Here is a 13553-nt window from a genome sequence, read left to right as displayed (position 1 = left end):
ATAATTGTAATATTTCACAAGGAGTAACTATAGGAGTTTCTGGATTAAATGAAAATAGAGGAGTTCCAAGTATTGGAGATAATGTCTACATTGGTGTAAATAGCGTGGTTGCAGGGAAAATTATTATAGGAAATAATGTTTTAATAGGCTCGTCCTCTCTAGTCACATCCAATGTTGAGGGCGATAGTGTGATGTTAGGTGTTCCTGCTGTTAAAGTTTCTAATTTAGGCTCTAGAGCATATATTTAAATGAAAAAATTACTTGTAATCTCTTCTGCACCCTTAATCAAAATAGAAAACGATTATTTTGCATACAGTCCTTATGAGAAAGAAATGCAAATTTGGGCTAGACATGCTAAAGCCATAGCTTTTTGTTGTCCTATTTGGGATGAAAGTAGAGGCTTGTTAAATACGCCTATAAGTTTTAAAATAGACACTATTATTCCTTTAAAGGAATTTGATATTAAATCAATTTCAAGTTTGTTCAAAAGCATCTATTTTTCAATTTTAAATTGTTTTATTATTTTCAAAGCAATTAAACAGGCTGATCATATTCACTTAAGATGTCCTGGTAATATTGGTTTATTAGCTGCTATTGTTCAGATATTTTATCCCAAAAAAATAAAAACAGCAAAGTATGCTGGAAACTGGGATTCAAAAAGCAAACAGCCTTGGAGTTACAGATTACAAAAATGGATTTTAAGCAATACCTTTTTAACCAAAAACATGCAGGTTCTAGTCTATGGAAAATGGGAAAACCAATCTAAAAACATAAAGCCATTTTTTACAGCAACTTACAGTAAGTCAGAAATTCAGAATTCAGAATTCAGAATTCAGAAATTAGCCTTTAAAGAGGAGGTTAAGTTTTTATTTGTGGGTACGCTTTCTCCAGGCAAACAGCCTTTGTATGTTTTAGAATTGATAAACCAACTAGTTAAAAAAGGCTATAATGCTACTGTTAATTTTTATGGTGAAGGAAATCAAAGAACTGCTTTAGAAGAATATATTCATACCAATAATTTAGAAAATAGAGCTGTTTTAAAAGGTAATCAAACCAAAGATGAGGTTGAAAAAGCATATAAGAATAGTCATTTTTTAATGTTACCCTCAAAAAGTGAAGGCTGGCCTAAAGTAATTGCCGAAGCTATGTTTTGGAATTGCTTACCTATTGCTACAAAAATTTCATGCGTACCTTATATGTTAGATTATGGTCATAGAGGTATATTGTTAGAAGAAAATTTAGATAAAGATGTTTTACAGATTCAAAACATATTGAAAGATGAAAACAAGTTCCAAACAATGTGTCAAAAAGCCCAAGTTTGGTCAAGAGAATATACTTTAGAATTCTTTGAAGCTGAAATTAAAAAGTTACTTTTGTAAATTCTAAATTCTAAATTCTAAATTCTAAATTCTAAATTTGAAAATGCGTATTATTCAATTAATTGATAGTCTTGAAGCGGGAGGAGCAGAACGAATGGCTGTGTCTTATGCAAATGCATTATCAAATACTATTGAATTTTCAGGGTTAGTGGCGACTAGAAATGAAGGAGCATTGAAAGAGCAAATAGATCAAAAAGTGAATTATTTTTTTTTAAACAAAAAAAGTAATTTAGACGCTAAGGCTTTCCTTAAGTTTAGAAAGTTTATTGTAGAAAATAAAATCCAAATAATTCATGCACATAGTTCTTCCTTTTTTTGGGCAACACTTTTGAAGGGAAGTCTTCCAAAAATTAAAGTTATTTGGCATGATCATTATGGGAATAGAATACACCAAGAAAATAGTTCAACAAGTATATTGAAATTTTGTTCTAAAATGTTTTATGGTAGCATTACGGTCAACGAAGAATTGAAAAAGTGGGCACAAGTGAATTTAAAATGTAAGAAAGTAATTTATTTACCTAATTTTATACCAGATACAACTATTCAAGGTCTAGAAAACACAGTCTTAAAAGGAATTGAAGGAAAGCGAATTGTTTTTTTAGCCAATTTAAAAAATCCTAAAAATCATTTGACTATTTTAGAAGCTTTTAATGTAGTTCATGAGAAACACCCTGACTGGTCTATTCATTTAATTGGAAAAGAGTATCAAGATTCTTATTCAAACACTTTGCACGAATATATAAAAGAATTTAATCTACAAGATGCTATATTTACTTATGGATCATGCAAAGATATTTCTTCTATATTACAACAAGCAAATATAGGAGTTCTGGGCTCAACTTATGAAGGCTTTCCAGTCACACTTTTAGAATATGGTGCTGCATCTTTAATTGTGATGTCTACAAATGTTGGGTATTGTTCAAAAATAATTACTAATGAGGAAAATGGTTTTTTGTTTAATCCGATAGACTTGAATGAAATAATTGCAACCTTTGAAAAAGTTATTTCAAGAACTGAAAAACAAGATAAAAAAATTTTAAAAATCGGAAAACAATTAAATCAAACGATTAATGATAACTTTACCGAAAGTATAGTAATTCATAAATACATCGATTTTATTACAAATTCAGATTGATTAATTCAAAAACTACATATTCAAAAATTGTACTTTTTCATGCTATTATAGGTGGAGCTATTTTTGTATTGCCTTTTTTGGCAAAAGTATACGCTATTTGTATAATCTTATTTGGTATAAATTATGTAGTTAAGAATAGAAATCAAAACAACGAGGCATTGCTAGCTTCTGCTTATGTAGTAGGAGCCGAAGTTTTTTTAAGAATGACACAAGGAAACTTTTTCGAGCAGTATGCAAAATATGGTGTAATACTTTTTCTTTTGATAGGAATGTTTTATACAAGTTTCTCCAAAAAATCTTTTATATATTGGTTGTTTTTGTTACTTCTTGTGCCAGGAGTTATACTTTCTTTTTTTACCTTAAATTTTGAGACGGATATAAGAAAGGCAATAACGTTTAATATAATTGGATCTGTAACTTTGTTTCTTTGTGCACTATATTGTTATGATAGGAAAGTTTCACTTTCAACCATGTTAAAGATTGTAAACATGCTTTCATATCCTATTATAGGTATGTTAGTTTATATGTTTTTATATACACCAAGTATTAAAGACGTTGTTACTAATACTGAATCTAATTTTCAAACCTCTGGAGGTTACGGACCAAATCAAGTTTCTACTATTTTAGGTTTAGGTATTTTTCTTTTTTTTACAATATTACTTTTAGACGCTTCTTCTAGAACAAAAAAAATCATTGTTTCCATAATATTACTTATTACAACATTTAGAGGTATCGTTACTTTTTCAAGAGGTGGAATAATTACAGGTATCTTAATGATTTGTATACTGGTTTTTTTAGTTTTACTAAATTTGAAGAGTACAAATTTTCATAAGATATATAAACTTGTTGCATTAGTTGTTCTAACATTTATTGGAATATGGACTTATTCTTCGTTTCAAACAAGCGGCTTAATAGATAAGCGATATGCTAATGAAGATGCAAGAGGTAGAGAAAAAGAAAGTAAATTGACAGGTAGGGAAACATTAATAGAATCAGAATTTGAAATGTTTTTTGACAATCCTTTTTTCGGAGTAGGAGTGGGGAAAAATAAAGAATATAGAGAAGAAACAACAGGTATCGAAGCGGCTTCTCATAATGAAATTTCTAGGTTGTTTGCGGAACATGGTCTTTTTGGAATTTTAGCCTTAATTATTTTATTAATTACACCTGTTCTATTATATTTGAACAACAAGCAAAATATTTTTGTTTTTTCATTTATGATTTTTTGGCTCTTAACCATAAACCACGCAGCCATGCGAATTGCTGCACCGGCCTTTATCTATGCCTTATCATTATTAAAAGTATCATTTGATGAAGAACCTACTATACATAGGGAACAAATTACATAAGCATGGTTTTAATAAAACTGCAATAGAAACATTAGGCGTTTTCTTGTCTGATGAAGGACATACTATTTCCTATACTTCTGATAAAAAAAATCAAGTTATAAGATTGTTTGACATGATAATAACTGCTTTTTTAAAAGCTAGAAAAGTAGACTATATTCTTATAGATACCTATAGTACTTCTAGTTTTTGGTATGCTTTTTTTTGTAGTCAAATAGCAAGACTTTTTAAAGTAAAATACATTCCAATTCTTCATGGAGGTGATTTGCCAAATCGTTTAAAAAACAATCCTTTTTTGTGTAAGTTGATTTTTAAAAATGCCTATGTCAATGTAGCTCCTTCCAATTATTTGTTAGAAAAATTTAAAGAAAAGGGATTTAAAAATATGCTTTTTATTCCAAATTCTATTCAATTGAAAGCCTATGAATTTAAGAAGAGAGATCATATTATGCCCAAATTACTTTGGGTTAGAGCTTTTGCAAAAATTTACAATCCAAAAATGGCTGTTGAAGTTATTAGATTAGTAAAACACAAATACCCAAAAGCAACACTAACAATGGTTGGACCTGACAAAGACGGAAGTTTACTTACTACTGAAAAATTTGCTGAAAGTTTAAATTTAGAAGTCAATTTTACCGGAAAACTCTCCATAGTGCAATGGACAAATTTAGCGAGTGAATATGATGTATTTATTAATACAACCCATTTTGACAATACTCCAATCAGTGTTTTGGAAGCTATGGCTTTAGGTTTGCCAGTTGTTACTACAAACGTTGGTGGAATTCCATATATGCTAACAAATCATAAAAATGCTTTGTTAGTTAATGACAATCAGCCTTTAGAAATGACTAATGCTATTGAAGACTTATTGAATAATCCTGAAAAAGTAAAATATATTACTTCAAATGCCAAACTACTAGTAGAGACTATGGACTGGCAAGTGGTGAAATTAAAATGGAATGAATTGTTAGTTTGATAAATTCCTTCAAAAAAAGGAGTTTTGTATAGATTTAGTGTAAATTTATTGGTTAATTTGCACAAATAATAGTTATAAATGAAAGTCAAAAAGAAAATACATTTTGAAATTTCGGAAAGAAAAATTCTACTTCGAATAATCGATGTTTTTTTTGTGCTTATTTCATTGTATATTTTAGGTGAGGTTTTTAATTTTTCATACTTTCATTTTAATTTTTCTAATTTTTATTGGACTATTGTTTTAGCCTTGTATTTGAATTTTTTCGGGACTATTTTTGAATTATATAACCTTCAAGTCGCTAGTAATCAGTATCAAATGGTTAAAAGTATTATTTTGACTACTTCTTCAACGGTTTTGTTTTATTTGCTAACGCCAATTTTTACACCAACTTTACCGGAAAACAGAATACAAATTATTTACTTTTATTTAGCAGTTTTAGTTGCGCTACTTATTTGGAGATTTTTATATTTAAAATTATTTGCTGCCAATCGATTTATTAAACGGGTTCTATTTGTTTGCGATAGCAAGTCTTTAAATAGAATGGCTGATGATTTAATAAAGGTAAATCCTCATTATCAGGTGATTGGTTTTGTGGCTTCTCATCTAGAGCATGAAAACAAATCATCTTATTATAAAATACCGTTTGAGGAATTTGAGGAATTTATTTATCAAAATAGATTGACTGAAATCGTAATTGCTTTTAAAAAGAAAGATGAAATATCTGTTGGTTTATATGAAAAACTCTTAAATTTATTAGAAGAGGGTGTTATTATAAGAGAATATGATCAAGTATATGAAGCCAGTACAAACAGACTACCAGTAGCTTATTTGTCCAAAGATTTTTATAAATACTTCCCTTTTAGCAGAAGCAATCAAAATAAGTTTTACTTAACTTTTACGCGAGTTTTTGATGTGATTTTTTCTCTGATAGGAATTTCAATTGGATTGCTAATTTTACCCTTAATCTTAATTTTTAATTTGATTTGGAATAGAGGTTCACTTTTTTACACACAAGAACGTGTAGGTAAAAACAATAAGCCTTTTACGATTTATAAATTACGAACTATGGTAAAAGATGCTGAAAAAGATGGAGCTGTTTTTGCCACAACAAACGATACAAGAATTACTCCTTTGGGTAAGTTTTTACGCAAAAGCAGGTTAGATGAAGTGCCTCAATTCATCAATGTTTTAAAAGGAGAAATGTCAATTATTGGACCAAGACCAGAACGACCAATATTTGTTAATCAAATAGCTGAAAAACTGCCTTTTTATCAAACACGTCACGTAATTAAACCAGGATTAACAGGTTGGGCACAAGTGAATCATTCGTATACCGATACGATTGATGACGCTTTGATTAAATTACAATATGATTTATTTTATATCAAGCATCGAAGTATTTTTTTAGATATAAATATTTTAATAAAAACTATAGGAACTGTTTTGTTTTATAAAGGACAGTAAGGTTTTTTTTGAAATTCCAATATAAAAAATTCAAAATTCCAATTTATAAAGATTTTTAAAATTTCTTCAATTTCTCTAATCTGTGTTCCAAAACTTTTTAATTATTAATTTTCGTTCTAAAAAGCAAAATGAAATTGGCTATTATAATTGGTAAAACAGAAATCAAATACACTTTATTGAGTAGTAAAATTACATAAATAGCTAACATAAAAAGAATCAACCATTTTACTCGTTTAAATTTTATTGCATTTTTTCTGTAATAAAAATAAAGTAAAACTAAATAAAACGGATTAAACAATAACACATTGTAATTCCAAAGTACTTCTTGATGGAAGGAATATAATCCAATTAAACTAAAAAATAAACCAAGTAATCCCAATAACGTAAAGTACGCAAATGTTAACTTTTGGTTGTTTAGTAGTACAATTATTCCAAGAACTACTATTAGTAAATAAATCGAATCGAAAAAATTAAAAGGAACTGTTTCTTTTTGTGCTTCAAAAATTGTTGAAGTTTCTTCTACTAAAGGTTTTCCGTCGTATTTAGTCGTTTTTAATTCATTCATTAAATCTAAAGGAAGAAATAATTTCGTAGCTTTTTCATCTACTTTAGTCCCGAAAATAATATTGATACCTAGTTGTTGTAAGAATTGATCATCAGCATACGGAAACAATACACTTCTATAGGTTTGTTCTTGTGGTTTTTGAAAAGCTATGACTTTACTATCTAGAACTTCATTTACTTTATCAATAACCATTGTAGTACAATTTTTATCAATAAATTTATAGGTATAAAAGCGTTCGTCTGAAGTTAATGAGTTATTGATGTTGTTGTATAAAACGCTAATTTTATCAATAGGTAAATTAAGGTCTTGCTCATAAATACTTCGGTTTTCATACCTATAACTATAGTCAAATTCAGCAAAAGAATTACTAGTTACAAAATATTGCAAATCACCTTTAACAAAGCGTAACATGAAATTAGGTGTTTCAAAATCAAACGCACCATAATTAAAAACCACATCAGTATTTGTTGCAATGTCTTTAAAACGAATTCCGGTATGACCATACAAAGCATACGAGGGAGTAGCTGTTCCAATTGTTATGATACTAACTTTCGCATTCTCAGAAAGTTGTAAATCTTGAGAAAATCCTTGAAAAAAAACGAATAAAAATAAAAAAAAGAGTAATTTTTTACCCATAACAATTAACTATTTTAACAGACAACAGACAACAGACAACAGACAACCAATAACTACCTACTAAAAATATCTAAATCGACTTTTAAAGAAAAAATATTGGAATATAACGCTACACTTTGATCTCCTAAATCTGTAAGTGCATAATCTACTTGAATGCCTTTATATTTAAATCCTAAACCAATATTAGGTTGAAAACTTAGTTTTTTAGAATCATCAATTTGAGTAATTTGTTGAAAATTTCCAACACCAGCTCTTAAGAATACTAAATCGGTATAACCCCATTCAAACCCTAAAGCAGGATCAATACTTACCGCTTTTGTTGAAATTATATCATTAGTTTGTGCAAATTGCATGTTTAAATTTCCAGCGGCTAAAAGACTCATTTCGTTGTGAAATTCAAACTTTTTAGAAAGTCCCAATTGAGCTTTTGGAAGTGTAATTTCACTAGTTTCAGGTAAATCTTGATTTTCACCAGGAACAGCATCTTTAATTTTTTGATATTCTTCTTCGTTAATCGTCCAGGTGTTATAAGTGGTTGTAATATCTCTTAAAATTAATCCAACTTTCCATTCGTTATCGCTTTCATACTGAAGTCCAAAATCAAAACCAAAACCCCAAGAATTAGCAAAATCTCCAATTATTCTTCGCACAACTTTTGCATTTACGCCATAATTAAAACCTTCAACAGGTAAGGCTCTTGCGTAAGAAACCGTTAGAGCATAATCAGCTGTTGAGAAAAGAGAAATTCTATTGTAATCAATGTTTCCTTGGCTGTCAATTAATTGAGTGGTATTTAAAATATCATCTACACCAAAACGAATTAATGAAATACCAAAAGCACTTCTATCATCAATTGGCATTCCAAAAGCTGCATAATCATATTGAGCTATATTGGCAAAATAACTCGCATGCATTATAGAAACTTGTCTGTCTTGTAGTTTTAATAAACCTGCAGGATTCCAATACCCAGAATTTACATCACCAGTACTTGCAACAACAGCATTGCTCATTCCCAAAGCAGCAGCATCAACACCTATGCTTAAAAATTCATTTGAATATTTTCGCACAGCTTGACTCCATACCAATACTGGAAGTACTATTAGGATAGTTACAACTAATTTTTTCAATGCAATTGTTTTTTTTACAAATATCGAATAAAATTCTTAATTACTAAACTCTAAAAGTATTAACTTATTGTATTACATTTGCTATAAATTATGAGTAACAACTATGGAAATTAAAAAGCACATACCTAATTTTATAACTTTATTAAACTTATCCAGTGGATTATTAGCAATAATTGCCATTTTTAAAGGCTATTATGATGAAGCCTTTTTATTCGTTTGTTTAGGGATTTTCTTTGATTTTTGGGATGGATTTTTAGCAAGAAAATTCAATGTATCAGGGGAATTAGGTTTGCAACTGGATTCATTAGCAGATATGGTTACTAGTGGTGTAGTGCCAGGATTAATAATGTTTAGACTGATTGAAACCATTCAAAACACACAAACTCAATACAATGTAACAGAAGAGACCTTTTATATGGGTATAGTTCCTTATTTCGGGTTCCTAATTACCATTGCTTCTGCTTATAGATTGGCAAAATTTAATATAGACAAGCGTCAAATTGATTCTTTTATAGGGTTGCCAACTCCAGCCAACGCGCTATTTATTATGAGTGTTCCAATGATACAATATTATGGCGAATATGAATGGCTTTTTCATTTATTAAATAATCCTTTTGTATTGATGTTTTTAACTTTATTAAGTGCTTATTTTTTAAATGCAAATATTCCTTTGTTTTCACTTAAGTTAAAATCTTTTGCATGGAAAGACGCTAAATTGCAATACCTATTTATGGCATTTGCTGTAGTATTATTTTTATTACTTGATTTTATTGCCATACCTATTATAGTATTGTCTTATATACTTTTATCTGTGCTAATTAACTCAACATCAAAACCAGCAATTGGCTAAGAAGAAAATAACAGTTAAACGAACTCAGAAAAAGAAAAGAACATCACTAACAAAATTAGTGGTGTTTTCTGTTTTAGCTTTGTTGTTGGTTGTTTTTTCGGTTATTGTTTACCAATATCGAGATGGAATTTTGTATTATTTGGGATATAAATCTAAACATTCTAATGCATTGTCTACTAAAGATAGAGAGCTGCACAATATTAGAATTTATGAAGTTTTAACTACTTATAAAGGAAAAACAATTGGAATTGATGTTTCTCAATATCAGGGTAAAATCGATTGGTCTGAAATAAAAAAAGTAGATGGTAGTTTCGTAGTTGATTTTGTAATCGTTCGTTCCACTGCTGGAAAAGATAAAGTAGACAAAAAATTTCATCATAATTGGAAAAAAACGAAAGGGAAATACATTCGTGGTGCTTATCATTATTACCGACCAAATGAAAATTCGTTACTTCAAGCGGATAATTTTATTAAAACTGTTAAGTTGGAAAAAGGAGATTTACCACCTATTTTAGATATCGAAAAATTACCAAAGACACAATCTATTGATAGTTTAAAAGTAGGTTTAAAACGTTGGTTGACTAAAATTGAAAAGCATTACAAAGTAAAACCGATAATTTATTCAGGAGAAAGTTATTATAATGATTTTTTGAAGCAAGAATTTTCTGAATATCCTTTTTGGATAGCCAATTATAACTTTTGGAGAAAAGATATGGATGATGATTGGCTGCTATGGCAATTCACCGAAAAAGCACAAGTAAACGGAATTAAAGGTACAGTTGATGTTAATGTTTTCAATGGAATCAAACTACAGCTTATTGATCAATGTGTTAAGTAGGGTTTTGGGATATTTAGATATTAGATTTTTAGAAAAAAAATTAGTTTTTGCATAGATTAAACAAATTTTCACAAAAAAAAACATTCAAAAAACAATCATTTTAGTATTTTTCACCTATAGCCTAAAATTCCAATTTCTTTTTACGTAACTCAAAGTTTTGTCCCAAATAAACTCTTCTTACCATTTCGTCTTCTACCAATTCTTCTGGCATTCCAGCTTTTAAAATTCCACCTTCAAACATTAAGTATGTTTTGTCTGTAATGGCTAAAGTCTCTTGAACGTTGTGATCTGTGATTAAGATTCCAATATTCTTATTTTTCAATTGAGCTACAATTCTTTGAATATCTTCAACTGCTACAGGATCAACTCCAGCAAAAGGTTCATCTAATAAAATAAATTTTGGGTCAGTAGCTAAACATCTCGCAATTTCAGTACGACGTCGTTCTCCACCAGAAAGTAAGTCCCCACGATTGGTTCTAATGTGTTCCAAAGAAAATTCTGAAATTAATTCTTCCATTTTCGCAACTTGCTCTTCCTTGGTTTTGTTAGTCAGTTGAAGAACACTTAGAATATTATCTTCAATACTTAATTTTCTAAAAACAGAAGCTTCTTGAGCCAAGTAACCAATACCATTTTGTGCACGTTTGTACATAGGAAAATCGGTAATGTCCATATCGTCCAGGTAGATATGACCACTATTTGGTTTTACTAAACCTACAATCATGTAGAAAGAAGTCGTTTTTCCAGCACCATTTGGACCTAAAAGTCCTACAATTTCACCTTGATTTACTTCTACAGAAATACCTTTTACAACACTTCTTTTCTTATAGGTTTTTACTAAATTTTCTGCTCTTAATTTCATGTTTCTTATGGTTGCTGAGTAACTAAGTTACAAAGTTGCTGAGATTTATTTACAAATAAACAAATAAACAATTTAACAGTTAAACGAATTAACAATTTTTTATTTTACACTGAACACTGAACACTGAACACTGTCTACTGAACACTGTCTTCAAGTGCTTCCCAGAATTCATAAGCTCTTCTTAAGTGTGGGATTACGATTGTTCCACCAACAAGAGTTGCGATTCCCATGGCTTCCATCATTTCTTCTTTCGTAATTCCGTTTTTGTGAGCTGTTTCTAAATGATATTTGATGCAGTCATCACAACGCAAAACCGCTGAAGCTACTAATCCTAAAAGCTCCTTAGTCTTAACATCTAAAGCTCCTTCTGCATATGCATTAGTATCTAGATTGAAAATTCGTTTTACAATTTTATTATTATCCGCTAATAATTTTTCATTCATTTTTGAACGATAATCATTAAATTCTTCTACTACATTTGCCATTTTTTATTTTTCTTTAAGTTGATTTTTTACTACAACACCACTAATTAGAATGCTAATTTCATACAATAACATAATAGGTATTGCTACAATTATTTGACTGATAATATCTGGAGGTGTAATAATTGCAGAAAGTATTAGTACTATAATTAAAGTATATTTTCTGTATTTTCGAAGGGAACTAGGTGTAACTAATCCTAATTTAGTTAAAAAGTAAATCAAAATCGGTAATTCAAAAATTAATCCACAAGCTAAAACCGATGTTTTTATCATTCCCGTATAAGATTCTAAGTTGAATTCATTCACGATTTCTGGACTAGCCGAAAAAGAACCAAAGAAATAAACTGATAAAGGAGTTATGATAAAGTATCCAAACAATATCCCTAAAAAGAATAAAAATGAAGATACAACAATAAAAAGCACCGCGTATTTTTTCTCTTTGTCATAAAGTGCTGGACTAATAAACTTCCAAATCTCCCATAATATGAATGGAAAACCTACTATCAATCCGACAGTAATACAAGTCCAAATCATGAAAGAAACTTGTCCACCCATATCAGTATTCTGAATGATAAAAGGCATTTCAGCATTACAAATTTGTGCGTCTTGAAAACCAAAGTAAGTTGATATTTTACAGAAAAATTGATACGTAATGAATTTCGGATTTTTTGGCCCAAATAAGATATCACTATAAATATAATCGATAAAAAAGTAGGAAGCACTTGCAAATGCTAAAATAGCAATAGTACTTCTAATCAATAACCATCTTAATTCTTCAAGATGATCTAAAAATGACATTTCTGCTATATTCTTCTTTGCCATTATACAATTCCTTCTTTAAGAATATCGTGTAAATGAATAATGCCTTTATATTCTCCTTCATCAATTACGACTAATTGCGTAATGGCATTGTTTTCCAAAACATTTAAAGCTTCACTAACTAAAATTGAAGTAGAAATATTTTTAGGGTTTTTAGTCATTATATCTTTAGCGGTTAAATCTGCAAACGTATCTCTATCGTTTAACATTCTACGAATATCACCATCTGTTATAATTCCGATAACTTTATTGTTTTCTATAACTGCAGTAACCCCTAAACGTTTTTCAGAAATCTCCATTATTACTTTTTTAATCGAAGCATCAGGATTAACTTGTGGTGCGTGTGTAGTATCCAACATATCCTTTACGCGAAGTAATAATTTTTTGCCCAAAGCTCCACCAGGATGATAAATGGCAAAATCTTCACTTTTAAAATTCCTCATTTCCATTAAACAAACGGCTAAGGCATCACCTAAAACCAATTGTGCCGTTGTTGAATTTGTTGGTGCTAAATTATTTGGATCAGATTCAGCGTCAACATGAGCATGCAAAACATGATGTGATTCTTTGCCTAAAAACGAATTTAAATCAGCAGTCATACCTATTAAAGTATTGCCAAAACGTTTTAATAAAGGAACTAAAACTTTTATTTCTGGACTATTTCCACTTTTAGATATACAAATTACAATATCCTCATTTAGTAACATTCCTAAATCACCATGTACAGCTTCAGAAGCATGTAAAAACATAGAAGGAGTTCCGGTTGAGTTTAAAGTTGCTACAATTTTTTGAGCAATTATGGCGCTTTTACCAATTCCAGTAACAACAACCCTTCCTTTGCATGCAAATATTTTTTCTACACTTTCAGTAAAATCAGTTGTTAAATAATCTGCAAGTTTTGCAATGCTTTCACTTTCAGATAGTATTGTTTTTTTTGCATTTAATAGAATGTTTTCAGTAGTGTTCAAAATTTATTTTAATTTTATTTTGGTTTTTTAAAAGAAGTTGTATATTTATAAATGCAAATTTAGGTAAAATCACCTTAATACATAATATTTAGTTAGAGATAATATT

At 29.4% G+C, this 13553-nt stretch carries 13 protein-coding genes and 1 pseudogene; 8 read left to right on the top strand and 6 right to left on the bottom strand.

The window, feature by feature from the left end:
* The 6 genes and pseudogenes from AACZ53_RS09690 to AACZ53_RS09665 form a co-directional block, all read left to right on the top strand.
* Window positions 1–248 (top strand): annotated as a pseudogene (locus tag AACZ53_RS09690) (serine acetyltransferase); the annotation flags it as partial.
* Window positions 249–1379, top strand: a complete 1131-nt coding sequence (locus AACZ53_RS09685; RefSeq protein ID WP_339837652.1) for a glycosyltransferase — start codon at window positions 249–251, stop codon at window positions 1377–1379.
* 43 nt (window positions 1380–1422) lie between these two features.
* Window positions 1423–2514 carry a glycosyltransferase gene (locus AACZ53_RS09680; protein WP_339837647.1) on the top strand — a complete coding sequence of 364 codons (1092 nt, stop codon included), beginning with the start codon at window positions 1423–1425 and terminating at the stop codon, window positions 2512–2514.
* Window positions 2511–3863, top strand: coding sequence for an O-antigen ligase family protein (locus tag AACZ53_RS09675; RefSeq protein WP_339837645.1), 1353 nt, complete (start codon window positions 2511–2513; stop codon window positions 3861–3863). The genes AACZ53_RS09680 and AACZ53_RS09675 overlap by 4 nt, the downstream gene beginning before the upstream one ends.
* The gene (locus AACZ53_RS09670; protein ID WP_339837643.1) at window positions 3826–4836 is read left to right on the top strand and encodes a glycosyltransferase family 4 protein; all 1011 of its coding nucleotides are present in this window, start codon (window positions 3826–3828) and stop codon (window positions 4834–4836) included. The genes AACZ53_RS09675 and AACZ53_RS09670 overlap by 38 nt, the downstream gene beginning before the upstream one ends.
* 78 nt (window positions 4837–4914) lie before the next feature.
* A complete protein-coding gene (locus tag AACZ53_RS09665) occupies window positions 4915–6300 on the top strand; it encodes an exopolysaccharide biosynthesis polyprenyl glycosylphosphotransferase (RefSeq protein WP_339837640.1) in 1386 nt (461 codons plus the stop codon).
* A gap of 97 nt (window positions 6301–6397) precedes the next feature.
* Here AACZ53_RS09665 and AACZ53_RS09660 read toward each other — a convergent pair whose 3' ends face one another.
* Together AACZ53_RS09660 and AACZ53_RS09655 are read right to left on the bottom strand one after the other, a co-directional pair.
* Complete coding sequence (locus tag AACZ53_RS09660; RefSeq protein ID WP_339837637.1) at window positions 6398–7501, bottom strand: DUF4105 domain-containing protein; 1104 nt, start codon at window positions 7499–7501, stop codon at window positions 6398–6400.
* A 53-nt stretch (window positions 7502–7554) separates the two neighbouring features.
* A complete protein-coding gene (locus AACZ53_RS09655; RefSeq protein WP_339837655.1) occupies window positions 7555–8586 on the bottom strand; it encodes a PorV/PorQ family protein in 1032 nt (343 codons plus the stop codon).
* Window positions 8587–8731: 145 nt separating this feature from the next.
* Between AACZ53_RS09655 and AACZ53_RS09650 the strand changes: the two genes are divergently transcribed.
* Together AACZ53_RS09650 and AACZ53_RS09645 are read left to right on the top strand one after the other, a co-directional pair.
* Window positions 8732–9478, top strand: a complete 747-nt coding sequence (locus AACZ53_RS09650) for a CDP-alcohol phosphatidyltransferase family protein (RefSeq protein ID WP_339837634.1) — start codon at window positions 8732–8734, stop codon at window positions 9476–9478.
* Window positions 9471–10316, top strand: a complete 846-nt coding sequence (locus AACZ53_RS09645) for a glycoside hydrolase family 25 protein (RefSeq protein ID WP_339837631.1) — start codon at window positions 9471–9473, stop codon at window positions 10314–10316. The genes AACZ53_RS09650 and AACZ53_RS09645 overlap by 8 nt, the downstream gene beginning before the upstream one ends.
* 121 nt (window positions 10317–10437) lie before the next feature.
* Here the strand turns inward: AACZ53_RS09645 and lptB are convergent, their stop codons facing one another.
* From lptB to AACZ53_RS09625, 4 genes are all read right to left on the bottom strand, one after another.
* Window positions 10438–11178, bottom strand: a complete 741-nt coding sequence (lptB, locus tag AACZ53_RS09640; protein ID WP_026717945.1) for an LPS export ABC transporter ATP-binding protein — start codon at window positions 11176–11178, stop codon at window positions 10438–10440.
* Between the two features lie 134 nt (window positions 11179–11312).
* A complete protein-coding gene (locus tag AACZ53_RS09635) occupies window positions 11313–11663 on the bottom strand; it encodes a carboxymuconolactone decarboxylase family protein (protein ID WP_026717946.1) in 351 nt (116 codons plus the stop codon).
* 3 nt (window positions 11664–11666) lie between these two features.
* Window positions 11667–12482 carry a twin-arginine translocase subunit TatC gene (gene tatC, locus AACZ53_RS09630; protein ID WP_339837627.1) on the bottom strand — a complete coding sequence of 272 codons (816 nt, stop codon included), beginning with the start codon at window positions 12480–12482 and terminating at the stop codon, window positions 11667–11669.
* Window positions 12482–13447, bottom strand: a complete 966-nt coding sequence (locus AACZ53_RS09625; protein ID WP_339837625.1) for a KpsF/GutQ family sugar-phosphate isomerase — start codon at window positions 13445–13447, stop codon at window positions 12482–12484. Before AACZ53_RS09625 ends, tatC begins: the two co-directional genes overlap by 1 nt.
* Window positions 13448–13553: the final 106 nt, after the last annotated feature.

The sequence above is a fragment of the uncultured Flavobacterium sp. genome, assembly GCF_963975005.1.
Classification (GTDB): Bacteria; Bacteroidota; Bacteroidia; order Flavobacteriales; family Flavobacteriaceae; genus Flavobacterium.
This window is presented reverse-complemented; position numbering and strand designations above follow the sequence as displayed.

Coding starts and splice junctions, on each gene's coding strand:
- tatC (WP_339837627.1), bottom strand. CDS start 12,482: ATGGCAAAGAAGAATATAGCAGAAATGTCATTTTTAGATCATCTTGAA.
- AACZ53_RS09680 (WP_339837647.1), top strand. CDS start 1,423: ATGCGTATTATTCAATTAATTGATAGTCTTGAAGCGGGAGGAGCAGAA.
- AACZ53_RS09685 (WP_339837652.1), top strand. CDS start 249: ATGAAAAAATTACTTGTAATCTCTTCTGCACCCTTAATCAAAATAGAA.
- AACZ53_RS09670 (WP_339837643.1), top strand. CDS start 3,826: ATGAAGAACCTACTATACATAGGGAACAAATTACATAAGCATGGTTTT.
- AACZ53_RS09660 (WP_339837637.1), bottom strand. CDS start 7,501: ATGGGTAAAAAATTACTCTTTTTTTTATTTTTATTCGTTTTTTTTCAA.
- lptB (WP_026717945.1), bottom strand. CDS start 11,178: ATGAAATTAAGAGCAGAAAATTTAGTAAAAACCTATAAGAAAAGAAGT.
- AACZ53_RS09635 (WP_026717946.1), bottom strand. CDS start 11,663: ATGGCAAATGTAGTAGAAGAATTTAATGATTATCGTTCAAAAATGAAT.
- AACZ53_RS09665 (WP_339837640.1), top strand. CDS start 4,915: ATGAAAGTCAAAAAGAAAATACATTTTGAAATTTCGGAAAGAAAAATT.
- AACZ53_RS09650 (WP_339837634.1), top strand. CDS start 8,732: ATGGAAATTAAAAAGCACATACCTAATTTTATAACTTTATTAAACTTA.